Here is a 22916-nt window from a genome sequence, read left to right as displayed (position 1 = left end):
CACGGGGCGTCAGCCGGTGAACGGCGAGTTCACCACCAGCAGCTCGGCGATCCGCGCGCGCAGGGCCGCGGAGTGCGGCAGCGGTACCGGCGCGCCGCCGCGCTCCATGCGCACGCCCCGGTCGGCGAGCACGTAGACGGCCCGCAGGGTGCGCAGGGTGTTGGAGACGACGGCGGGCACGGCGCCGGTGGTCGCGGAGGGGCGGCGCGGCGGCTGCGCGGCGATCGGGTCGAGCCAGCCGAGGGCCTGGCGCTCGGTCAGCCCGGGGCGGGTGAGGATCTGGGCGACGGCGCGGCCGAGCCGGTCGTCCTCCATGGCGTCCAGCACGTGGTCGGTGGGGGCCAGCAGCCGGGCGGTGACCAGGCCCAGCAGCGGGGTCGGGTCGGGGAGCAGCGGGCCGCGGCCGAGGGCGGCCAGGTAGTCGGCGCCGTGGGCGACCGCGTGCAGCCAGCCGAGTTCCGGGTCGAAGCCGCGCAGGTCGGTCTCGTCGGTGTACCAGCGGCCGAAGGCGTCCAGCCAGACGGGGCGGTGGGTGCCGAGGTCGGCGAGTTCGGCGAGGACCAGCGGGGCGAAGGTGCGGGCCTGGATCCCGGGGTCGGTGAGGCGTTCGGCCATCCCGTCGCCGAGGGCCAGCCGCTGGTCGGGCGTGAGCTGCGGTACCCAGCGGCACAGCTGCTCGTAGGCGAGGCTGTCGCGGACGTGCGGGTCGGGCGAGCGCAGCGCGTCGCTGACGGCGGCGAGGGTCTCGGGGGTGGGGGCGGCGGATTCGAGGGCGGTCCAGTTGATCACGGGCGGACCCTAGAGGCGGGGGCGGTCGCGGGCCACCGGTTTACGGGTCCGGGAGCGGCCCGGTTCACAGCCCGGGCGCGCCCCAGACCGGGAACCAGCGGCTGAGGTCCTTCTCCAGCCGCAGATCGTTGCCGAGCATCGCGTTGACCTCCAGTTCCAGCGGGTTGTCGCGCTTCTCGCCGCCGCCGGGCAGTGGTGCGAAGGGGTAGAAGGTGCCGCGTTTGTACAGGTAGACCAGGGCCAGCGGGCGCCTTCCGTCGGCGTCGCGGAACCCGACCAGCGAGCAGAGCAGCTGCGGGCCGAAGCCGTGCGCCTCCAGTTCGCTGTTGACCGCGTGCAGGTCGTTGACGAGTGCCGGGAGTTCGTCGGGCGCGTGCCGGGCGAGCAGCCAGGAGTAGCCGTAGGAGTCCCTGGACGCCTCGACGGGGACGCCGCCGCGTTCGGTGTCGGCGTCGAGCAGGGCCCGGACCTGCCGTTCGACCTCGTCGAAGGCGCCGCCCTCGACGGAGGCGAAGCAGACCGAGCCGAGCCCGGTGGGCCGGAAGCCGGCCGCGGCCTCCAGGGTGAGGGCGGCGGACGGCACGCCGAACAGCTGGTCGAGGTCGGGCTTGACGGGCTTGGTGCGGCCGAACAGCGTGTCGAGGATGCCCACGACGGTCCTTCCGGTCAGGGGTGTGCGGGGCGATCGGGCGGGGCGGTCGGGTCCGAACGGGCAGGGCCGGACCGGTGCTGGTGGTAGGGGCGGTGGCGGTGGTGGGGCGGCCGGACGGATCAGCGGCCGAGGTCGGAGGAGATCTTCGCCAGCTGGGCCAGCCGCTGCTCCAGCGACGGGTGGGTGGAGAACAACTGGGTGGCGGCCTCCCGGGCGCTGAGCGCGGGTGCGAAGTAGAACGCGTTGTACGCCTGCGACTGGCGCAGGTCCCGGGTCGGGATGGCGGCGATCTGACCGGTCACCTTGGTGAGGGCCGAGGCCAGCGCGCTGGGCCGGCCGGTGAGCTGGGCGGCGGCCCGGTCGGCGGCCAGCTCGCGGTAGCGGGAGAGCAGCCGGGTCAGCAGGAAGCTGATCGCGTAGACGGCGACCGACACCAGGGGGATCACCAGGGCGGCGATCGCGGCATTGGAGTCGTTGTTGTTGCGCCCGCCGCCCATGAAGCCGCCGTACATGGCGATCCGGGTCATCGCGCCGGCCAGGACGCCGAGGAAGCCGGCCACCGTCATCACGGCGACGTCCCGGTGGGCGACGTGCGACAGCTCGTGGGCGAGCACGCCCTCCAGTTCCTCGGGTTCCAGCCGGCGCAGCAGGCCGGTGGTGACGCAGACCACCGCGTTCTGCGGGTTGCGGCCGGTGGCGAAGGCGTTCGGCATGTCGTTGTCGGCGACCGCCACCCGGGGTTTGGGCATGTCGGCGAGCGCGCAGAGCCGGTCGACGGCGCCGTGCAGCTGCGGGTACTGCTCCGGGGTGACCCGGTGGGCGCCCATCGCCCGTTCGGTGATCCGGTCGCTGAACCAGAACTGGGCGACGAACAGGCCGCCCGAGATCAGCACGACGATCGGCCACGCGCCGCGCAGCAGCACGATCAGCAGACCGGTGAATCCCACGTACAGCAGGCCGATCAGGAACATCGTCCCCACCATGCGGCCGGTCAGGCCGCGGTCGGGGGCGAAGCGGGTGTGCCGGTCCGAGCTCGTCATCTCTGCTCCTCCGTTCGCCGTCCGCTTCCGATGCTGCCACCGGGCGGGCCCCGCGGCATCACCCGCGCGCCGTGGACTGCGGGCAGGATCACCCCGGCCGGGCCGTTCCTGCCGTCGGACCCGGGCCTTACACTGGCAGGTACGGTTCTGGCACTCGTGCGTTCAGAGTGCCAAGGCCGGGCCCCGCGGGGTCGGACCGGACAGCTCGAACACGGACACATGCCACGACGGTGTGTCACAACGGACAACGCGTGAAGACGGAGGTGCGTGCCCATGGCCGGTGAGGTCCGCCAGCTCGACGACCGCAAACTCGCGGTGCTTCGCGCGATCGTCCAGGACTACGTGGGGACGGAGGAGCCGGTCGGCTCCAAGGCCCTGGTCGAGCGGCACAACCTCGGGGTCTCCCCGGCCACCGTCCGCAACGACATGGCGGCGCTGGAGGAGGAGGGCTACATCCACCAGCCGCACACCAGCGCCGGGCGGATCCCCACCGACAAGGGCTACCGGCTGTTCGTCGACAAGCTGGCCGAGGTCAAGCCGATGAGCGCGCCCGAGCGGCGGGCGATCCGGCACTTCCTCGACGGCGCGGTGGACCTCGACGACGTGGTCGCCCGTACGGTGCGGCTGCTCGCCCAGCTGACCCGCCAGGTCGCGGTGGTGCAGTACCCCTCGCTGAGCCGCTCCACGGTGCGGCACATCGAGCTGGTCGCGCTGGCCCCGGCCAAGGTGATGCTGGTGCTGATCATGAACACCGGCCGGGTCGAGCAGCGGCTGGTGGACTGCCCGGGCACGGTCGGCGAGACCGTGCTGGCGGACCTCCGGGGCCGGATCAACGCCCGGGCCGCCGGACAGCGGCTCCCGGACGTCCCGGGGCTGCTGGAGGAGCTGCCCGCGCAGTTCGATGCGGCCGACCGGCCGACCGTGTCGACGGTGCTGGCGACGCTCTTCGAGACCCTCGCGGAGCAGCGCGAGGAGCGGATCATGCTGGCCGGCACGGCCAATCTGACCCGCTTCGGCCACGACTTCCCGCTGACCATCCAGCCGGTGCTGGAGGCGCTGGAGGAGCAGGTCGTCCTGCTCCGCCTCCTGGGTGAGACCGCGGACGCCGGGATGACGGTCCGGATCGGGCGCGAGAACGCCTACGAAGGGCTGAATTCCACCTCGGTCGTCTCGGTCGGTTACGGTTCGGGCGACGAGAGCGTGGCCAAACTGGGGGTGATCGGTCCGACCCGGATGGACTACCCGGGCACAATGGGGGCGGTGCGAGCGGTGGCACGGTACGTGGGTCAGATTCTGGCCGAGTCGTAGGAACGGTCGTCGTCGGACAGCTGACGGCGCCCGAAGTCGCAAGCACTCACACAGGCGGAACAAGCGGAGCATTTGGTGGCCACGGACTACTACGCGGTACTCGGCGTCCGACGGGATGCGGGGCAGGACGAGATCAAGAAGGCGTTCCGGCGCCTGGCACGCGAACTGCACCCGGACGTCAACCCGGACCCGAAGACGCAGGAGCGGTTCAAGGAGATCAACGCCGCCTACGAGGTGCTCTCCGACCCGCAGAAGCGCCAGGTCTACGACCTCGGCGGCGACCCGCTCTCGCCGAACGGCGGCGCGGGCGCGGGCGGCTTCGGCGCGGGCGCGGCGGGCTTCGGCTTCTCCGACATCATGGACGCCTTCTTCGGCGCCGCCTCCGGCCAGCGCGGACCGCGCTCCCGGACCAGGCGCGGCCAGGACGCCATGATCAGGCTGGAGATCACCCTGGAGGAGGCCGCGTTCGGCACCACCAAGGAACTCCAGGTCGACACGGCGGTCACCTGCACCACCTGCAGCGGCGAGGGCGCCGCGCCCGGCACCTCCGCGCAGACCTGCGACATGTGCCGCGGCAAGGGCGAGGTCTCCCAGGTCACCCGGTCCTTCCTGGGCCAGGTCATGACCTCCCGCCCCTGCCCGCAGTGCCAGGGCTTCGGCACCGTCGTGCCGACCCCGTGCCCGGAGTGCGCCGGCGACGGCCGGGTCCGCGCCCGTCGCACCCTGACCGTCAAGATCCCGGCCGGTGTCGACAACGGCACCAGGATCCAGCTGGCCGGCGAGGGCGAGGTCGGCCCCGGCGGCGGCCCGGCCGGAGACCTCTACGTCGAGATCGCCGAGACCAGCCACCCGACCTTCCAGCGGCGCGGCGACGACCTGCACTGCACGGTCACCATCCCGATGACGGCGGCCTCGCTCGGTACCCAGGTGCCGCTGCAGACCCTGGACGGGATCGAGGAGGTCGACATCCGGCCCGGCACCCAGTCCGGCCAGTCGATCCCGCTGCACGGCCGGGGCATCACGCACCTGCGCGGCGGCGGCCGGGGCGACCTGATAGTGCATGTCGAGGTGCAGACGCCCACCAAGCTCGACCCCGAGCAGGAGGAGCTGCTGCGCCGCCTGGCGGTGCTGCGCGGCGAGGAGCGGCCGTCCGGCCAGTTCGCGCCCGGGCAGCAGGGGCTGTTCTCCCGGCTGAAGGACGCCTTCAACGGCCGGTAGCCGTCCCGCGCGGGGGTGCCGAGGCTTCCTCGGCACCCCTTTCGCGTTCCCGTCCCCGTTCCCACCCCGGAGGTTCCCCGCATGACCGCGCCCGTGTTCGTCGTCGACACCGAGCGGATCGCCGCCGCCGCGCCGGGCGCGTCCGTCCGGCTGGACGGGCCGGAGGGCCGGCACGCCGCCGCGGTGAAGCGGCTGGAGCCCGGCGAGGCGGTCACCCTGGCCGACGGCCGGGGCCTCGGCGTGGACGGCACCGTCGCGGCGGTGCACGGCAAGGACGCGATCGAGGTCACCGTGACGGCCGTGCGGCGCGAGCCGGAGCCGTCGCCGCGGATCGTCGTCGTCCAGGCCCTGCCCAAGGGCGACCGGGGCGAGCTGGCGGTCGAGACCATGACCGAGGTCGGCGTGGACGTGGTGATCCCCTGGGCGGCGTCGCGCTGCATCACCCAGTGGAAGGGCGAGCGCGGCGCCAAGGCGCTCGCCAAGTGGCGGGCCACCGCGCGGGAGGCCGGCAAGCAGTCCCGGCGGCTGCGCTTCCCCGAGGTCCGCGAGGCGATGACCACCCGGCAGCTGGCCCCCGTGCTGGCCGCCGCCGCGTTCGCCGCGGTGCTGCACGAGGAGGGCTCCGAGCCGCTGGCCGGGGCGGTCCTGCCGGACACCGGGGACCTCGTGCTCGTGGTCGGCCCGGAGGGCGGCGTCTCGCCGGAGGAGCTGGCCGTCTTCGCCGGGGCCGGCGCCGCGCCGTACCGGCTCGGCCCCTCGGTGCTGCGCACCTCCACGGCCGGGGTGGCGGCCGGCGCGCTGCTGCTGGGCCGCACCGGCCGCTGGGCCTGACGGCGGCGTCCCCCGTCGGGGTTTCGCGGACCGCGAAGTGCGGGCGCGCCGCGCCCCCGCCTGCCTAGGGTGGCGACCGTGAGCGAACCCGAGAGCACCCCCGAGGGCGCCTACCTGCGCCACCCGCACCTGCACGGCGACCTGGTCACGTTCGTGGCCGAGAACGACGTCTGGCTCGCCCCGCTCGACGGCGGCCGGGCCTGGCGGCTGACCGCCGACCACCGTCCGGTCCGCAGACCGATGTTCTCCCCGGACGGCCGCCGCATCGCCTTCACCTCCACCCGGGACGGCGCCCCCGAGGTCCACCTGGTCCCGGTGGACGGCGGCCCGTCCCGGAGGCTGACCCACTGGGGCGACGCGCAGACCCAGCTGCGCGGCTGGACCGCCGACGGCCGGCCGATCGCCACCACCGCCGCCGGCCAGTCCTCGCTGCGCCGCACCTGGGCGCTGGCGGTGCCGCCGGACGGCGGCGAGGCCGCCCGGCTGCCGTACGGGCCGGTCGGCGGCCTGGCCTTCGAGCCCGGCGGCGACCGGGTGCTGCTGGTCTCCGCCCACAGCGTCGAGCCGGCCTGGTGGAAGCGCTACCGGGGCGGGCGGACCGGCCGGCTGTGGATCGGCACCGACCGCTTCGAACGCGTGCACGAGGAGCTGGACGGGAACATCGAGTCGCCGCTCTGGGTGGGCGGGCGGATCGCCTTCCTCTCCGACCACGAGGGCGTCGGCGCGCTGTACTCCAGCCTCCCGGACGGTTCCGACCTGCGCCGGCACGGCATCTCGCCGGAGGGCTTCTACGCCCGCACCGCCACCACCGACGGGAGCCGGGTGGTCTGGCACAGCGCCGGCGACCTGTGGCTGCTGGAGGACCTCGACGGTGCCGAGCCGCGCCGCCTGGACGTCCGCCCGTCCGGTCCGCGCACCGGCCGCCGCCCCCGCCCGGTGTCCGCCGCGCACTGGCTGGAGGGCGCCGCCCCGGACCGCACCGGGCGGGCCGGGGCCGTGGTGGTGCGAGGTTCCGTGCACTGGCTGACCCACCGGGAGGGCCCGGCCCGGGTACTGGACGAGACGCCGGGCGTGCGCGGCCGGCTGGCCCGGGTGGTGCCCGGCCCGGCCGGCGAGGACGCCGCCCAGGGCGTGGTGTGGGTGACCGACGCCGAGGGCGAGGACGCGATCGAGTACGCGCCCGCAGTGCTCGGCGCCGAGCGCCGCCGACTGGCCGCCGGCCGGCTGGGCCGGGTCCGCTCGCTGCTGGTCTCCCCGGACGGCAAGCAGCTGGCGGTCGGCGCGCACGACGGCCGGGTGCTGCTGGTGGGCCTGGCCGACGGCGCCGTGCACGAGCTGGCGCACAGCACCGACGGCGAGGTCAGCGGCCTGGCGTTCAGCCCGGACTCGGCCTGGCTGGCCTGGTCGCAGCCGACCCTCGGGCCGTGGTCGCTGCGCCAGATCGTGCTGGCCAACCTGGCCACCCGGACGGTCTCCGAGGCCACCCCGCAGCGGTTCGTCGACACCTCCCCGGCGTTCACCGCCGACGGCCGGCACCTGGCGTTCCTCTCGGTCCGCAGCTTCGACCCGGTGTACGACTCGCACGTCTTCGACCTGTCCTTCCCCAACGGCTGCCGCCCGTACCTGATCACGCTGGCCGCCGACACGCCGTCGCCGTTCGGGCCGCGCCGGGGCGGCCGACCGGCCGGCGGGGAGGACGACGAGCCGAAGGGCCGCCGGGCGGACGGCGAGGAGGGCGCGGCGGACGCGCCGCCGGCGACCCGGGTCGACCTGGACGGCATCGCCGACCGGATCGTGGCGTTCCCGGTCGAGGGCGGCCGCTTCGGCGTCCTGCGGGCCGCCAAGGACGGCGTGCTGTGGACCAGGGTCCCGCTGCTCGGCGAGCTGGGCGACGAGGCCGCCTCGCTGGAGGACGAGCGCCCGCGGCCGACCCTGGAGCGCTTCGACTTCCGCAAGCGCCGGGCGGAGCAGCTGGTGGACGGCCTGGACGCGTTCGCGGTGAGCGGGGACGGCACCCGGCTCGCGGTGCTGGACGAGGGCGAGCTGCGGATCGTGCCCGCCGACCACAAGGCGTCCGGCGAGGACGACGAGATCGACGTCGACCTGGACCGGCTCCGGGTGACGGTCGATCCGGCGGCCGAGTGGCGGCAGATGTACGACGAGAACGGCCGGCTGATGCGGGACAACTTCTGGCGTCCCGACCTCGGCGGGGTGGACTGGGCCGGGGTGCTGGCCCGTTACCGGCCGCTGGTGGAGCGGCTCGGTTCGCACGACGACCTGGTGGACCTGCTCTGGGAGGTGCACGGCGAGCTGGGCACCTCGCACGCGTACGTGGTGCCGCACGGGCTCCACACCGAGGCGGCCCGCCGGCAGGGCCTGCTGGGCGCGGACCTGGTCCGGGACGGCGAGGTGTGGCGGGTCGCGCGGATCCTGCCGGGGGAGTCCTCCGACCCCCGGGCGCACTCACCGCTGGCCGCCCCGGGCGCGGCCGTCCGCCCCGGGGACGCGGTGCTGGCGGTCAACGGCCGCCCGGTGGACCCGGTGACCGGCCCGGCGCCGCTGCTGGCCGGCACCGCCGGGCAGCCGGTCGAGCTGACGGTCGCGGGGAAGGACGGCACCGACCAGCGGTACCCGGTGGTGGTCCCGCTCGCCGACGACGAGGCGCTGCGCTACCACGACTGGGTGGCCGGGCGGCGGGCCGCCGTCCGGGAGCTGTCGGACGGCCGGCTCGGCTATCTGCACATCCCCGACATGCAGACCACCGGCTGGGCGCAGATCCACCGCGACCTGCGCTCGGAGATGGCCCGGGAAGGCGTGGTCGTCGACGTCCGGGGCAACCGGGGCGGGCACACCTCGCAGCTGGTGGTCGAGAAGCTGGCCCGGCGGATCGTCGGCTGGGGCGTCGCCCGGGACGCCGCCAGTCCCTCGCCGTACCCGGAGGACGCGCCGCGCGGCCCGGTGGTCGCGCTGGCGGACGAGTACTCGGGCTCGGACGGCGACATCGTCAACGCGGCGATCCAGGCGCTGGGGATCGGCCCGGTCGTCGGTACCCGCACCTGGGGCGGGGTGATCGGCATCGACAGCCGCTATTCGCTGGTGGACGGGACGCTGGTGACCCAGCCGAAGTACGCGTTCTGGTCGGAGCAGCGCGGCTGGGGCCTGGAGAACCACGGGGTGGACCCGGACGTGGAGGTGCCGTTCCCGCCGCACGCCTGGGCGGCGGGGGAGGACCCGCAGCTCGCCGAGGGGGTGCGGATCGCGTTGGCGGCGCTCGCCGAGCGGCCGGCGAAGACCCCGCCGGTGCTGCCCTGGGAGGCGTAGCCGGTGCGGCGGCGGGAGGCCGGGTCCGGCCCGGCCTCCCGCTCCGGGGCGGCCCCCGCCGAGGGCGCGGGGCGGCGGGGGCACCGGTGCGGGGAGTACCGGCGGGCGACGGCGGGGCTCGGCTAGCATGCCGCCGTACGCTCCCACCAGACCTGCACCAGCATCCCGCGAGGAGATCCCGATGGCCGGCGAGCCGCAGCCCGACTGCCTGTTCTGCAAGATCGTGGCGGGCGAGATCCCGGCCACCGTGGTCCGGAAGACCGACCGGACCCTCGCCTTCCGCGACATCGCCCCGAAGGCCCCGGTGCACGTCCTGGTGATCCCGCACGCCCACTACCCGAACGCGGCCGCGCTGGCCGAGGCGGAACCCGACATCGCCGGCGAACTGCTCGCCGAGGCGGGCCGGGTCGCCGCGGACGAGGGCGTCGAGGACTACCGGCTGATCTTCAACACCGGCGCCGGCGCCGGCCAGACGGTCTTCCACGCGCACGTCCACGTGCTCGCCGGCACCTCCATGACCGAGCGCATGGTCTAGGCGTGTCGCAGCGCGAACTCGTCGTCCTCGGGACCGCAAGTCAGGTTCCGACCCGGCACCGCAACCACAACGGCTACCTGCTGCGCTGGGACGGCGAGGGCCTGCTCTTCGACCCCGGGGAGGGGACCCAGCGGCAGATGCTGCGCGCCGGGGTCTCGGCCACCCAGCTCACCCGGATCGCCGTCACGCACTTCCACGGCGACCACAGCCTGGGCCTGGCCGGGGTGATCCAGCGGATCAACCTGGACCGGGTCCCGCACCCGGTGGACGTCTACTTCCCGGCCTCCGGCGAGGTGTACTTCGAGCGGCTGCGGTACGCCACCGCCTTCCACGAGACGGCCGTGCTGCGGCCCCGGCCGATCGAGGAGCCGGGCCCGCTGCCCGCGCCCGGCGCCCGCTTCGCGCTGGAGGCGGTCCGGCTCTCGCACCCGGTCGAGTCCTTCGGCTACCGGCTGAGCGAGCCGGACGGCCGCCGGCTGGTGCCCGAACGGCTGGCCGCCCTGGGCATCGCCGGCCCCGACACCGGCCGGCTCCAGCACCAGGGCGCGATCGAGGTGGACGGGCGGCGGATCACCCTGGAGGAGGTCAGCGAGCCCCGGCCCGGGCAGCGGTTCGCCTTCGTCATGGACACCCGGCTCTGCGAGGGCGTCCACGAGCTGGCCGAGCGCGCCGACCTGCTGGTCGTCGAGGCGACCTTCTCCGACGCGGACGCCGGGCTGGCCGAGGACCACGGCCACCTCACCGCGGGCCAGGCCGCCAAGGTCGCCGCCGAGGCGGGTGTCCGCACCCTGGTGCTGACCCACTTCTCGCAGCGCTATCCCGACCTCGGCCAGCACCTCGCCGACGCCCGCAAGCATTTCGACGGGCCGATCGTGCTTGCCGAGGACCTCGCCCGGGTACCAGTACCGCCCCGGCACAAGTGAGGCGCCCACCCGTCAGGGCCGCGGTGAACAGCGTGGAAAACCGCTCGCGCCGCCCGGCGTTCTGCCGCAGCATCGTCGGGTGCGGCCCCGCCGCCCGCCGCGGCGATCACGTGCGCGGCGTACCCTGGTGCCCCGGAGAGACCGAGCGGCACACGAGACACGGATGGGATGAGGCAGGCCCCAGCGCCGACCTATGAGTGACACATCGCAGACCCGTACGAACGGACAGCCGCGCCCCGAACCGGCCGAGGACGGCCGGGTCAGCGCCCGCATCGTCATCCCCGAGAAGCATCCGATGGTCACCCTGCTCGGCACCGCCGACTCGCTGCTGCGGGTGATCGAGCGGGGCTTCCCCACCGCCGACATCCACGTCCGGGGCAACGAGGTGACCGCGACCGGCGAGCGCGCCGAGGTCGCCCTCGTCAAGCAGCTGTTCAGCGAGATGATGCTGGTGCTGCGCACCGGCCAGCCCCTCACGGAGGACTCCGTGGAGCGTTCCATCGCCATGATCCGCAGCGGCGTCGACGACCCGGACAGCCCGGCGCCGTCGACGGTGTTCACCGCGAACATCCTGTCCAACCGGGGCCGGACCATCCGCCCGAAGACCCTCAACCAGCAGCGCTACGTCGACGCCATCGACAAGCACACGATCGTCTTCGGCCTCGGCCCGGCCGGCACCGGCAAGACCTACCTCGCGATGGCCAAGGCCGTCCAGGCCCTCCAGGCCAAGGAGGTCAACCGGATCATCCTGACCCGCCCGGCCGTCGAGGCGGGCGAGCGGCTCGGCTTCCTGCCCGGCACCCTCTACGAGAAGATCGACCCGTACCTGCGGCCGCTGTACGACGCGCTGCACGACATGATGGACCCCGACTCGATCCCGCGGCTGATGGCCGCCGGGACCATCGAGGTCGCACCGCTCGCCTACATGCGCGGCCGCACCCTCAACGACGCCTTCATCATCCTCGACGAGGCCCAGAACACCTCGCCCGAGCAGATGAAGATGTTCCTCACCCGCCTCGGGTTCAACTCCCGGGTGGTCGTCACCGGCGACACCAGCCAGATCGACCTCCCGGGCGGCACCCGCAGCGGCCTCAAGGTCGTCCAGGAGATCCTGGTCGACGTGCCCGACATCCACTTCTCCGTCCTCACCAGCACCGACGTGGTCCGCCACAAGCTGGTCGGCCGGATCGTGGACGCGTACGAGCGCTGGGACGCCCTCCAGGAGGCCCAGGAGACCGAGGAGCGCAGGCTCCCGGTCAAGGCCGCCCAGCGGCGCGGCTCACGCGCACCCCGCCAGTCCCATCGCACCGAAAGCTGAGTAACCAGCCCGTCATGTCGATCGACATCGCCAATGAGTCCGGCTGGGACGTCGACGAGGAGTCCATCCTCGACGTCGCCCGGTACGCCCTGGACAAGATGCGGATCCACCCGCAGTCCGAACTGTCCGTGATCCTCGTGGACGGGGCGGCGATGGAGGAGCTGCACATCCAGTGGATGGACCTCCCGGGGCCCACGGACGTGATGTCCTTCCCCATGGACGAGCTGCGCCCCGGCAAGGAGGGCGAGGAGCTGCCGCAGGGTCTGCTCGGCGACATCGTGCTCTGCCCCGAGGTCGCCGAGCAGCAGGGCAAGGCCGCCCCGTCCAAGCACTCGATGGACGAGGAGATCCAGCTGCTCACCGTGCACGGCGTGCTGCACGTGCTCGGTTACGACCACGAGGAGCCGGACGAGGAGGAGGAGATGTTCGGCCTCCAGAAGGCGATCCTCGACGGCTGGCGGGCCGAGCGCGGCCTCGGCGGCATCTCCCCGGCCCCCACCACCCACTGAGCGCGGAGCCCGAACCCCTGTGAGTGGTGAAAGTACGAGCTTCATCCTGGGCGCGGTCGCGCTGGTCGTGCTCGGCTGGCTGGCCGCCTGCGCCGAGGCCGGCATCTCCCGGGTCTCCCGGTTCCGGGCCGAGGAAGCGGTCCGGTCCGGGCGCAGGGGCTCGGCCCGGCTGCTGGCGCTGGCCTCCGACCCGATCCGCTACCTCAACCTGGCCACCCTGATCCGGGTGGCCAGCGAGATGGCGGCGGCGGTGCTGGTCACCGTGGTGTGCGTGCGCAACATCGACACGACCTGGCAGGCGGTGCTGCTGGCGTTCGGCGTGATGGTGCTGGTGTCCTTCGTGGCGGTGGGGGTCTCCCCGCGCACGATCGGCCGTCAGCACCCCCTCAGCACCGCCACCGCGGCCTCCTTCGTCCTGCTGCCGCTGGCCCGGATCCTCGGCCCGATCCCGAGGCTGCTGATCCTGCTCGGCAACGCCCTCACGCCCGGCAAGGGCTACCGGGAGGGACCGTTCGCCTCCGAGGCGGAGCTGCGGGCCCTGGTCGACCTGGCCGAGAAGAACGACGTCATCGAGGACGAGGAGCGCCGGATGGTGCACTCCGTCTTCGAGCTGGGCGACACCATCGTCCGCGAGGTGATGGTGCCGCGCACCGACCTGGTGATGATCGAGCGGCACAAGACCGTCCGGCAGGCGCTGACGCTGGCGCTGCGCTCGGGCTTCTCGCGGATCCCGGTGGTCGGGGACAACGAGGACGACGTGGTCGGCATCGTCTACCTGAAGGACCTGGTCCGCCGCACCCACATCAACCGCGACTCGGAGTCGGACGAGGTCGGCGCCGTGATGCGCCCGGCGGTGTTCGTGCCCGACTCCAAGCCCGCCACCGACCTGCTGCGCGAGATGCAGCAGATGCGCTCGCACGTGGCGATCGTGATCGACGAGTACGGCGGCACGGCCGGCCTGGTCACCATCGAGGACATCCTGGAGGAGATCGTCGGTGAGATCACCGACGAGTACGACCGGGAGATCGCCCCGGTGGAGGACCTCGGGGACGGCTCCTACCGGATCACCGCCCGGCTGCTGGTCGAGGACCTGGGCGAGCTGTTCGGGATCGAGCTGGAGGACGAGGACGTCGAGACGGTGGGCGGCCTGCTGGCCAAGCACCTGGGCCGGGTGCCGATCCCCGGTTCCTCCTGTGCGATCCCGCTGCCCGAGGAGGTCCCGGGCGGCCTGACCGCCATCCGCCTGACCGCCGAGAGCTCCGCCGGTCGCCGCAACCGCATCGGCTCCGTCGTCGCCGCCCCGGTGCGGGCGGCCGAGGACCCGGGGCCCGGGGGCGACGAGTAGCGTCCGGGTACGTCCGGGGCGACGATGGGGGCATGACTCACCAACTTCGCGCGGAGTACGGCCCGCAGGGGGCAGCGGGCGGGGTGAAGGTCTGGCACGTCGTGCGGGAGGGGGATCCGGCCACGGCGCTGTGCGGCCGGAGCATGCCCGCCGAGGCGGAGACCCGGCCGGAGCAGGAGTGGGGGACCGGGCTCCGGTGCTGCCAGCAGTGCGGGTCGCTGTACATGCACGAGGTGCCGCACATGCAGGGGAGCCACCCCTACGGCTAGGCGGGGCCCGGGCCCGGCACAGGTCCGGCCGCCAACCGGAAGGCAGGCCGGACGACAGGTCCGAAAGCAGACCGGAAAGCAGACCGGAAAGCAGACCGGAAAGCAGACCCGACAACGAACAGCCGGGCGCTACGACCGAGTCGGAGGTCGTCATGAAGCTGCAGGACGAATTGCCCGTCGACCACAGACTGGTGCTGGTGTGGCGGATCGGGGCGGGGCTCGGCGGGGTGTTCCTGATCGTGTTCGGCTGCCTGGGACTGGCCGACCACCCGGGTTTCCTGTCCACCGAGGGCAATGACATCGCCGGCATGTCCACCAACGGCGCGCTGAGCGTGCTGTCCATCGTGGTGGGCGGTGTGCTGGTGGTGGCCGCCGTCGTCGGCGGCAATGTCGCCGCCAACGTGAACATGGCGGTCGGCGTGCTCTTCGTGCTGTCCGGGTTCTACGGGCTCACCGTGCTCGGCCGCCCGGACGCCAACATCCTGAACTTCGGGATCCACAACGTGATCTTCGCCTTCGCCTTCGGCGTGGTCATCACCACCTTCGGGATGTACGGACGGGTCAGCGGCCACCTGCCGCACGACAACCCCTACTGGCGCAAGCGGGCGGCTGAGGAGACGGCGATGCCCTCCGGCCCCAAGACCTTCGTGAAGGTGATCAGGCCCGGTCCGCCGAACCCGATCGGCCACTGAGCGGCCCGGCCGACGGGGCCTATGCTCCTGGGCATGAGTGACATCGTCGAGCTGGACCCCGAGGACAAGAAGATCATCACCCTGGCCCGCTCCGCCCGCGCCCGCAACGGCGTCGCGGAGGGGGCCGCGGTGCGTGACGAGACCGGCCGGACCTACGTGGCCGGGACGGTCGCGCTGGAGTCGCTGCGGCTGAGCGCGGTGCGGACGGCGGTGGCGATGGCGGTGGCCAGCGGCGCGAAGTCGCTGGAGGCGGCGGCCGTGGTGTCCGAGGCGGAGCAGCCCGACGAGGCCGATCTCGCGGCGGTGCGGGACCTCGGCGGCCCGGGCACCCCGCTGCTGCTGGCCGGTCCCGACGGGGTGCTGCGGACCTCCGTCGAGGCCCGCTGAGCGATCGCGGCGCGGCCGGTGCCCGGGGTTCGCGCCCCGGGCACCGGCACGTCCGGGTCCTGGCCGCCCGCACGTCCGGGCTCTTGCGCCCGCACGTCCGGGCCCTTGCGCCCGCACGTCCGGGCCCTTGCGCCCGCACGTCCGGGCCCATGGATCGTGCAGATAATCTCACCGGGGACGGGCGGGGAATCCGCGCGGTGAGGGGGCTGGGCGATGGGGCCGTACGCGTTCTTCGCGGGACTGCTGCTGGGCGTGATGGGCATGGGGAAGTGGCAGGAGACCGGCTCGCCGTTCTGGCTCTGGGGCTCGGTCTCCTTCCTGCTGATCGTCCTCGGCTGGGGGCTGGGCGCGCTGTTCGGCGGGAAGAAATGACCGGCCCGGACGCCGGTGGCGCCCCCCTCGCGGGTGATCAGGGAGAATGGGGCCCATGAGTGCCCCTTCCTCCTCGTACCGCTCCGGCTTCGCGTGTTTCGTCGGCCGACCCAACGCGGGCAAGTCGACCCTGACCAACGCTCTGGTGGGGACGAAGGTCGCGATCACCTCCGACCGCCCGCAGACCACCCGGCACACCGTCCGCGGCATCGTGCACCGCCCGGACGCCCAGCTGGTGCTGGTCGACACCCCCGGCCTGCACAAGCCGCGCACCCTGCTCGGCGAGCGCCTCAACGACCTGGTCCGCAGCACCTGGGCCGAGGTCGACGTGATCGGCTTCTGCCTGCCCGCCGACCAGAAGCTCGGCCCCGGCGACAAGTTCATCGTCAAGGAACTCGCCGAGATCAAGAAGACCCCCAAGGTCGCCATCGTCACCAAGACCGACCTGGTCGACTCCAAGCGGCTCGCCGAGCAGCTGATCGCCGTCCACCAGCTCGGCGTCGAGCTGGGCATCGAGTGGGCCGAGATCATCCCGGTCTCGGCGGTCGGCGAGAAGCAGGTGGACCTGGTCGCCGAGCTGATCACCAAGCTGCTCCCGGAGGGCATGCCGCTCTACCCGGACGGCGACCTCACCGACGAGCCCGAGCAGATCATGGTGGCCGAGCTGATCCGCGAGGCGGCCCTGGAGGGCGTCCGCGACGAGCTGCCGCACTCCCTGGCCGTCGTGGTCGAGGAGATGCTGCCGCGCGAGGGCCGCCCGGCCGACCGTCCGCTGCTCGACATCCACGCCAACGTGTACATCGAGCGGCAGAGCCAGAAGGCGATCGTCATCGGCGCCAAGGGCGCCCGGCTCAAGCACGTCGGCACCACCGCCCGCAAGCACATCGAGGCGCTGCTCGGCACCCCGGTCTACCTGGACCTGCACGTCAAGGTGGCCAAGGACTGGCAGCGGGACCCGAAGCAGCTGCGCAAGCTCGGGTTCTGACCGACGGCGGGTTCCGACCGCGGGGCGCGGTGGCGAGGGGGCTGGGATGAAGCTGAACACGCGTGAGTGGGGCACCGGTGACCGGGTGGCGCTGCTGGTGCACGGGATCATGTCCGACCACCGCAGCTGGCGGTCGGTCGGTCCGGCGCTGGCCGCGCGCGGCTACCGGGTGATCGCGGTCGACCTGCGCGGCCACGGCGCCAGTCCGCGTGGGGAGGGCGCCGCCCCGGTGGACCGCTACGGCCCCGAGCACTACGCCCAGGACCTGGTGGACACCCTGCCGACGGGCGCGGACCTCGCGATCGGCCACTCCCTCGGCGCCCTGACCCTGCTGCACGCGGTGGACCGGCTACGGCCGGCCCGGGCCGTCTACTCCGACCCGGCCTGGCGGTTCGTCCGGCCGGGCCTGTTCGACCCGGCCGTGTTCACCCAGTTCAAGGCCGCCACCCGGGAGCAGATCGGCGTGCTCAGTCCGCGCTGGGCCGCGGCGGACGTCGAGGTCGAGCTGGCCACCCTCGCCGTCTGGGACCCGGACACCGCGCTCGCCCTCTCCGCCCTCGCGGAGCGGGCCGGGCTGCCGGGAGCCCCGGCGGTGCCGTCCCTGGTGCAGCTGGCCGACAACAGCTGGCTGATCGGGCCGGAGGACGTGGAGACGCTGCGCGGCCTGGGCTACGAGGTCCGTACGGTGCCCGGGGCCGGGCACACCATCCACCGGGACGACCTCGCGGGCTTCCTGGCCTCGCTCGACGGCTGGCTCTGACGGCCGGCTCCGGTGGCCGCTTCCGGCGGCGGTCGGCGGTGACGGCCGGTGCCGCGGCCGGTCAGGCGCCCTCGCGCAGGACCAGCGAGACCAGCTCCCGCTGGGACTCGGTCAGCTTGGGGTCCGCGCAGTGCACCGTGCGCCCGTCGACGGTGATCGCGTAGTGGTAGCCGTCCGGCACCCCGTAGGAGGGCGCGCGCAACCCGCCCGCGACGGCCTCGCGGGCGAGCGCGTGCACGTGCGGGGCGTCCACCCGCTCGGTGGTGTCGAGCTCAGCGCGGCGGACGTGTCCCGCGAGGCCGCCGGTCCGGGTCACCTGGATACGCATGGTGTCCATGGTGCTACCCAGGGATGGCGTTTGCCGGTGTTTTTCCGGACCTTGACCCAATCCGCACTCAGGTCGGGCTGATGCCGACCTTCGCCCAGGAGGCGGTCACCGTGTCGGCGATCTCCGGCTCCGGGTAGCGGGCCCTCGCGGCCGCCACGGTGGCCCGGGCGAAGGCCGTGAAGTCGGCGTCGGCCGGCAGCCGGCGCCCGGTCAGCGCGTCGTACCAGATCCGGCCCGCGCGCTCCCAGGAGTGGCCGCCGAGCGCGGTGGCGAGCAGGTAGAACGCGTGGTTGGGGATGCCCGAGTTGATGTGCACGCCGCCGTTGTCCTGGCCGGTGCGCACGTAGTCGCGCATGTGCGCGGGCTGGGGGTCCTTGCCGAGCCGCGGGTCGTCGTACGCGGTGCCGGGTTCCTTCATCGAGCGCAGTGCCGTGCCCTGCACCCCCGGGGCGAGCAGGCCGGCGCCGATCAGCCAGTCCGCCTCGGTGGCGTCCTGGACCAGCGCGTACTGCTTGACCAGGGAGCCGAAGACGTCGGAGACCGACTCGTTGAGCGCGCCGGGCTGGTCCCGGTACTCCAGGCCCGCGGTGAACTGGGTGACGCCGTGGGCGAGCTCGTGGCCGATGACGTCGATGCAGGCGGTGAAGTCGCCGAAGACCTCGCCGTCGCCGTCCCCGAAGACCATGCGGCGGCCGTCCCAGAAGGCGTTGTCGTAGTCCTGGCCGTAGTGGACGCTGGCGTCCAGGCGCAGCCCCTGGTCGTCGATGGAGTGCCGTCCGTAGACGGCGGAGAACAGGGTCCAGGTCGCGCCGAGGCCGTCGTAGGCATGGTTGACGGACTGGTCCGGGACGGCGCCGTCGCCCTCCCGGCGGACGGTGCGGCCGGGCAGGCGTTCGCGGTGCCCGGCGTCGGAGATCACCCGCTCCAGCCGGTCGGCGGCGGCGGTCCGGTCCGGCAGGGCGGCGGTGAGCCGCGCGGCCCGGTGCGCGGCGTCGAGGGCGAGGGAGCGGGCGGCGGGCTCGTGACCGTCCTCGGCGAGGCGGTCCAGGACGTACGGCGGAACGATCGCGCAGAGCGTCGGTTCGGCTGTCATGTGGCCCAGGGTGAGGCATTGATGACGTGTTGTCACCGGCGTGGACAGGATTGCGCGCCGCCCGGGCCGGGCCGCACGCCGTCCGTACGCCACCCGTGGGCGGCCGGTGGACGGTCCGGGCGGAGTCCGCGGGCGGTCCGGGTGCCGTCTCAAGGGGTGGGAAGGGCGCCCGGCCCGCTTCGGGGGCGAGCGGCGCTGGGTTAGGCTTGACCGCATCATGCGCATCGGGCTGCTTCTTCTTAGCTGCCGCGTCGAGGGCCTGTAGTCCGTCCAGGGCCGGCTCCCTCGCCGCGGGGACTGTGCTGCGCGCTGAATTTCGGGCGACCCGGGACCGGGTCGTGAGCGGCAGCAGGCCGGCCGAGTCGGGTGACACCTCACCCCGACCCGCCCGCACACCGCATCACAGGAAGCCGAGACTCACCTCCATGACCGAGCAGAGTTCCGCCGCGCCCATCCACGCCGCCCGCGCCTTCGTCGACCGTCCGACCCCGATCACCGCTGCCTCGGTACGCCAGCGGCCGTCCGGGATGCGGTACGGCCGCTACCTGCCGTTCGGCGCCGTCGACCTGCCGGACCGCACCTGGCCGAACCAGGTGATCACCAAGGCGCCGCGCTGGCTGTCCACCGACCTGCGGGACGGCAACCAGGCGCTGATCGACCCGATGTCCCCGGCCCGCAAGCGCAAGATGTTCGACCTGCTGGTGGCGATCGGCTACAAGGAGATCGAGGTCGGCTTCCCGTCGTCCGGGGCCACCGACCACGCCTTCGTGCGCTCGCTGATCGAGGAGGGGGCGATTCCGGAGGACGTCACCATCTCGGTGCTGACCCAGGCGCGCGAGGAGCTGATCGAGAAGACCGTCGAGTCGCTGGTCGGGGCGCCGCGGGCGACCGTGCACCTGTACAACGCGACCGCGCCGCTGTTCCGCCGGGTGGTGTTCCGCAACGACCGGGCGGCCACGAAGGCGATCGCCGTCGACGGCACCCGGCTGGTGATGGAGTACGCCGAGAAGCTGCTGGGCGACGACACCGTCTTCGGCTACCAGTACTCGCCGGAGATCTTCGTCGACACCGAGCTGGACTTCGCGCTGGAGGTCTGCGAGGCGGTGATGGACGTCTGGCAGCCGGGCGAGGGCCGCGAGATCATCCTGAACCTGCCGGCCACCATCGAGCGGGCCACCCCGAACGTCCAGGCCGACCAGTTCGAGTGGATGTCGCGCAACCTGTCCCGCCGGGAGTCCGTCTGCCTGTCGGTGCACCCGCACAACGACCGGGGCACCGCCGTGGCCTCCGCCGAACTGGCCTACATGGCCGGTGCGGACCGGATCGAGGGCTGTTTGTTCGGGCAGGGCGAGCGGACCGGCAACGTCGACCTGGTGACCCTGGGCATGAACCTGTTCTCGCAGGGGATCGACCCGCAGATCGACTTCTCCGACATCGACGAGGTCCGCCGCACCGCCGAGTACTGCAACCAGATGGAGGTGCACCCGCGCCACCCGTACGCCGGTGACCTGGTGTACACCTCCTTCTCCGGCTCCCACCAGGACGCCATCAAGAAGGGCTTCGACGCCCTGGAGGCGGACGCCGCCGCCGCGGGCGTGCCGGTCGCCGAGCACACCTGGGGCGTGCCGTACCTGCCGATCGACCCCAAGGACGTCGGCCGCACCTACGAGGCGGTCATCCGGGTCAACAGCCAGTCGGGCAAGGGCGGGGTGGCGTACGTCCTGAAGAACGACCACAAGCTGGACCTGCCGCGCCGGATGCAGATCGAGTTCTCCCGGACCATCCAGGCCAAGACCGACGCCGAGGGCGGCGAGGTCACCCCGGCCGAGATCTGGCGGGTCTTCGAGGACGAGTACCTGCCGACCACGGACAACCCGTGGGGCCGGATCTCGCTGACCGGTTCGCGCACCCTGACCACCGAGGACGGCCGGGACGCGCTGACCGCCCACGCGGTGGTGGACGGGGCGACGGTCAGCCTGGCCGGTACCGGCAACGGCCCGGTCTCGGCCTTCGCGGACGCGCTGGCCCAGATCGACGTGGACGTCCGGGTGCTGGACTACGCGGAGCACGCGCTGAGCGAGGGCGGCGACGCCCAGGCCGCCGCGTACGTGGAGTGCGCGGTGGACGGCCGGGTGCTGTGGGGCGTCGGGATCGACGGCAACACCGTGCTGGCCTCGCTGAAGGCGATGATCAGCGCCGTCAACCGGGCGCAGCGCGGTTAGTTCGTACGGGTAAAAGTGGTCGGGCCGCCCCCTGCGGGGCGGCCCGGCGGCGTTTTCGGACGTCGCGGGGCGGGCATCCGGCGGGGGGCGCTCCGGCTGTGTCCTGCGCCACATTTTTTGTCGGATCGGGCCGTTCGAGGTACTGACACGTGTCGGCAACCGTGGCAACATCGTCCCACCGGTAAGCCGGGTCGGTGGGACGGCCCGGTGGCCGGTCGCGTGACCTGCCCATTGTTGTGCAGGCCGCCTGCCATGTCTGGGGAGTGGCGCCGTGACAGGGATGTGGGGTGTTCGCCCGCGGTGGCGGACTGATGTTCTCGGTGACTTCTTCTGCCCGGGCTGCGGCGGGGACCGCAACTACCGCCGGCAGCACGGCCGGCGGTGGCTGCGGCTGCTGGGGACCCCGGTGCTTCCGCTCGGACCGGTGATCGGCAGCGTGCAGTGCACCAGCTGCCACGGCCGGTTCGGGGTGGAGAGCCTGGAGCAGCCCACCTGTGTGCGTCTGGGCGGGATGCTCCGCGACGCGCAGTACACCGTCGCGCTGGCCGTGCTGGCGGCCGGTGGCACCGCCCACCGCGCGGCCCGGGAGGCCGCCTGCGGGGCGGTCCGGGACGCCGGGTTCGAGGACTGCGGCGAGGCTCAGGTGCTGGCCGCGCTGGCCGCACTGTCCGGTCTCGGCGGCGAGCTGTACGACGCGCACGGCATGGCGGGCGGGCTGGCCGTGGAACTGCACGCGGCCCTGGAGCCGCTGGCCCCGCACCTGGCCCGGCCGGGCCGGGAGCGGCTGCTGCTTCAGGGGGCGGCGATCGCCCTGGCCGACGGCCGGTACCGGCCGCAGGAGCGGGAGGCGCTGGCCGCGATCGGCCGCTGTCTGGACCTGCCGCACGCGCGGGTCGGGGCGCTGCTGGAGGCGGCGACCCGGGCGCCGTACTAGGGCCCGGTCCACTGGGGTGTGGTCCGGAGGACACGCTCCGGGGCCTCTTCCGTTCGGATCCTGTCGTTCTTCCCGCCCTCCGGGCGACCCTCGTAGCCGTCGCCCCCTCCCCCCACCGACCCCCTCACCCCACTGACCCCCACTGACCCCCACAACCGGGCCCCTTCCGCCCCCGGCCCCCGGCCGGAGGCCACCCCACGGCCGGGGCCCGCCGTGACCCGCACCGCTCGGCGATCCCCCACGGCCCCGGTGCGGGCACACGGCTGTCCGCTGCTGGGGGACAATGGTGGGATGTCCACACTGTTCCAGGGTCGCCGCCGGGGTGAGGCGGGCGCATGAGTCTCTTCCGCGACGACGCTGTGGTGCTCCGGGCGCAGAAGCTCGGCGAGGCGGACCGGATCATCACCCTGCTCACCCGCAACCACGGCAAGGTGCGGGCGGTGGCGCGCGGGGTGCGCAAGACCAAGTCGAAGTTCGGCGCGCGCCTGGAGCCGTTCTCGCACGTCGACGTGCAGTTCTTCAGCCGGAACAGCGAACTCGTCGGGCGCGGCCTCCCGCTCTGCACCCAGGTGGAGACGATCGCCCCGTACGGTGGCACGATCGTCACCGACTACGGCCGGTACACCGCGGGGACGGCCATGCTGGAGACGGCGGAACGGTTCGCCGAGAACGAGGGCCAGCCGGCCGTGCAGCAGTACCTGTTGCTGGTCGGCGGACTGCGCACGCTGGCCGCCGGGCTGCACGAGTCGCACCTGGTGCTGGACGCGTTCCTGCTGCGCTCGCTCGCGGTCAACGGGTACGGCGCGACCTTCGACGACTGCGCCAAATGCGGTCTGGAGGGACCGAACCGGTTCTTCTCGCTCCAGGCCGGCGGTGTGCTCTGCCCGGACTGCCGCGTGCCCGGATGTGCCGTACCCTCCCCTGAGACACTGGTACTGCTCGGCGCGTTGTTGTCAGGGGACTGGCAGACGGCGGACGCCTGCGAGCCGAGGTACTGGCGGGAAGGCAGCGGCCTGGTCGCGGCCTATCTGCAGTGGCACCTGGAGCGGGGTATCCGCTCGATGAGATACGTGGAGAAGTGAGCA

Annotated in this window: 23 protein-coding genes; 18 read left to right on the top strand and 5 right to left on the bottom strand. The window is 73.3% G+C overall.

The genetic code is table 11. The features are described 5' to 3' along the window. Window positions 1-9: 9 nt before the first annotated feature. The 3 genes from ACIQ9P_RS04575 to htpX all read right to left on the bottom strand — a co-directional run bounded on the left by ACIQ9P_RS04575 (window position 10) and on the right by htpX (window position 2481). A complete protein-coding gene (locus ACIQ9P_RS04575; protein WP_402349530.1) occupies window positions 10-789 on the bottom strand; it encodes a DUF2785 domain-containing protein in 780 nt (259 codons plus the stop codon). A gap of 64 nt (window positions 790-853) precedes the next feature. Continuing rightward, window positions 854-1441, bottom strand: coding sequence for a hypothetical protein (locus ACIQ9P_RS04570; RefSeq protein WP_402349528.1), 588 nt, complete (start codon window positions 1439-1441; stop codon window positions 854-856). A gap of 119 nt (window positions 1442-1560) precedes the next feature. Further along, window positions 1561-2481 carry a zinc metalloprotease HtpX gene (gene htpX / locus ACIQ9P_RS04565; protein ID WP_402349525.1) on the bottom strand — a complete coding sequence of 307 codons (921 nt, stop codon included), beginning with the start codon at window positions 2479-2481 and terminating at the stop codon, window positions 1561-1563. Between the two features lie 273 nt (window positions 2482-2754). On the opposite strand from htpX, the gene hrcA reads away from it, so the two are divergent. The 15 genes from hrcA to ACIQ9P_RS04490 all read left to right on the top strand — a co-directional run bounded on the left by hrcA (window position 2755) and on the right by ACIQ9P_RS04490 (window position 17254). After that, window positions 2755-3789 carry a heat-inducible transcriptional repressor HrcA gene (gene hrcA / locus ACIQ9P_RS04560; RefSeq protein WP_402349522.1) on the top strand — a complete coding sequence of 345 codons (1035 nt, stop codon included), beginning with the start codon at window positions 2755-2757 and terminating at the stop codon, window positions 3787-3789. Between the two features lie 75 nt (window positions 3790-3864). Continuing rightward, entirely contained in the window at window positions 3865-5007 is a 1143-nt protein-coding gene (gene dnaJ, locus ACIQ9P_RS04555) for a molecular chaperone DnaJ (protein WP_402349519.1), read from the top strand. Between the two features lie 81 nt (window positions 5008-5088). Continuing rightward, window positions 5089-5838 (top strand): 16S rRNA (uracil(1498)-N(3))-methyltransferase, encoded by a 750-nt coding sequence (locus tag ACIQ9P_RS04550; RefSeq protein ID WP_402349516.1) that lies wholly within the window; start codon window positions 5089-5091, stop codon window positions 5836-5838. 78 nt (window positions 5839-5916) lie between these two features. Continuing rightward, on the top strand, window positions 5917-9159 hold the full coding sequence (locus ACIQ9P_RS04545) for a S41 family peptidase (RefSeq protein WP_402349514.1): 3243 nt from the start codon (window positions 5917-5919) through the stop codon (window positions 9157-9159). A gap of 181 nt (window positions 9160-9340) precedes the next feature. Continuing rightward, complete coding sequence (locus tag ACIQ9P_RS04540) at window positions 9341-9694, top strand: histidine triad nucleotide-binding protein (protein ID WP_402349511.1); 354 nt, start codon at window positions 9341-9343, stop codon at window positions 9692-9694. 2 nt (window positions 9695-9696) lie between these two features. Further along, a complete protein-coding gene (locus ACIQ9P_RS04535; protein ID WP_402349508.1) occupies window positions 9697-10617 on the top strand; it encodes a ribonuclease Z in 921 nt (306 codons plus the stop codon). A 193-nt stretch (window positions 10618-10810) separates the two neighbouring features. Continuing rightward, a complete protein-coding gene (locus tag ACIQ9P_RS04530) occupies window positions 10811-11935 on the top strand; it encodes a PhoH family protein (RefSeq protein WP_402349505.1) in 1125 nt (374 codons plus the stop codon). Between the two features lie 14 nt (window positions 11936-11949). Next, window positions 11950-12444, top strand: coding sequence for an rRNA maturation RNase YbeY (gene ybeY / locus ACIQ9P_RS04525; RefSeq protein WP_402349502.1), 495 nt, complete (start codon window positions 11950-11952; stop codon window positions 12442-12444). A gap of 19 nt (window positions 12445-12463) precedes the next feature. Continuing rightward, window positions 12464-13789, top strand: a complete 1326-nt coding sequence (locus ACIQ9P_RS04520) for a hemolysin family protein (RefSeq protein WP_402349500.1) — start codon at window positions 12464-12466, stop codon at window positions 13787-13789. Between the two features lie 32 nt (window positions 13790-13821). Then, on the top strand, window positions 13822-14058 hold the full coding sequence (locus ACIQ9P_RS04515; RefSeq protein WP_402349496.1) for a hypothetical protein: 237 nt from the start codon (window positions 13822-13824) through the stop codon (window positions 14056-14058). Between the two features lie 152 nt (window positions 14059-14210). Continuing rightward, entirely contained in the window at window positions 14211-14750 is a 540-nt protein-coding gene (locus tag ACIQ9P_RS04510; protein WP_402349494.1) for a DUF4383 domain-containing protein, read from the top strand. A 33-nt stretch (window positions 14751-14783) separates the two neighbouring features. Then, the gene (locus ACIQ9P_RS04505) at window positions 14784-15137 is read left to right on the top strand and encodes a cytidine deaminase (protein ID WP_402349491.1); all 354 of its coding nucleotides are present in this window, start codon (window positions 14784-14786) and stop codon (window positions 15135-15137) included. A gap of 213 nt (window positions 15138-15350) precedes the next feature. Next, window positions 15351-15509, top strand: a complete 159-nt coding sequence (locus ACIQ9P_RS04500) for a hypothetical protein (RefSeq protein WP_266269334.1) — start codon at window positions 15351-15353, stop codon at window positions 15507-15509. A gap of 55 nt (window positions 15510-15564) precedes the next feature. After that, window positions 15565-16494 (top strand): GTPase Era, encoded by a 930-nt coding sequence (era, locus tag ACIQ9P_RS04495; RefSeq protein ID WP_402349488.1) that lies wholly within the window; start codon window positions 15565-15567, stop codon window positions 16492-16494. Window positions 16495-16540: 46 nt separating this feature from the next. Further along, window positions 16541-17254: an alpha/beta fold hydrolase gene (locus ACIQ9P_RS04490; protein ID WP_402349485.1), complete on the top strand. Its 714-nt coding sequence runs from the start codon at window positions 16541-16543 to the stop codon at window positions 17252-17254. Between the two features lie 61 nt (window positions 17255-17315). Here the strand turns inward: ACIQ9P_RS04490 and ACIQ9P_RS04485 are convergent, their stop codons facing one another. Next, the gene (locus ACIQ9P_RS04485) at window positions 17316-17582 is read right to left on the bottom strand and encodes a protealysin inhibitor emfourin (RefSeq protein ID WP_030395784.1); all 267 of its coding nucleotides are present in this window, start codon (window positions 17580-17582) and stop codon (window positions 17316-17318) included. Between the two features lie 67 nt (window positions 17583-17649). Further along, window positions 17650-18675 carry a M4 family metallopeptidase gene (locus ACIQ9P_RS04480; protein ID WP_402349481.1) on the bottom strand — a complete coding sequence of 342 codons (1026 nt, stop codon included), beginning with the start codon at window positions 18673-18675 and terminating at the stop codon, window positions 17650-17652. A gap of 425 nt (window positions 18676-19100) precedes the next feature. Here ACIQ9P_RS04480 and leuA point away from each other — a divergent pair, with 425 nt between their 5' ends. From leuA to recO, 3 genes are all read left to right on the top strand, one after another. Next, the gene (gene leuA / locus ACIQ9P_RS04475; protein ID WP_402349478.1) at window positions 19101-20897 is read left to right on the top strand and encodes a 2-isopropylmalate synthase; all 1797 of its coding nucleotides are present in this window, start codon (window positions 19101-19103) and stop codon (window positions 20895-20897) included. Between the two features lie 280 nt (window positions 20898-21177). Further along, complete coding sequence (locus ACIQ9P_RS04470) at window positions 21178-21831, top strand: TerB family tellurite resistance protein (RefSeq protein WP_402349866.1); 654 nt, start codon at window positions 21178-21180, stop codon at window positions 21829-21831. Window positions 21832-22166: 335 nt separating this feature from the next. Continuing rightward, a complete protein-coding gene (gene recO / locus ACIQ9P_RS04465) occupies window positions 22167-22913 on the top strand; it encodes a DNA repair protein RecO (protein ID WP_402349475.1) in 747 nt (248 codons plus the stop codon). Window positions 22914-22916: the final 3 nt, after the last annotated feature.

The sequence above is a fragment of the Kitasatospora sp. NPDC094019 genome, from assembly GCF_044764505.1.
GTDB lineage: Bacteria > Actinomycetota > Actinomycetes > Streptomycetales > Streptomycetaceae > Kitasatospora.
Note: the sequence above shows the minus strand (reverse complement) of the source record. Positions and strands in the feature narration are given on the sequence as shown.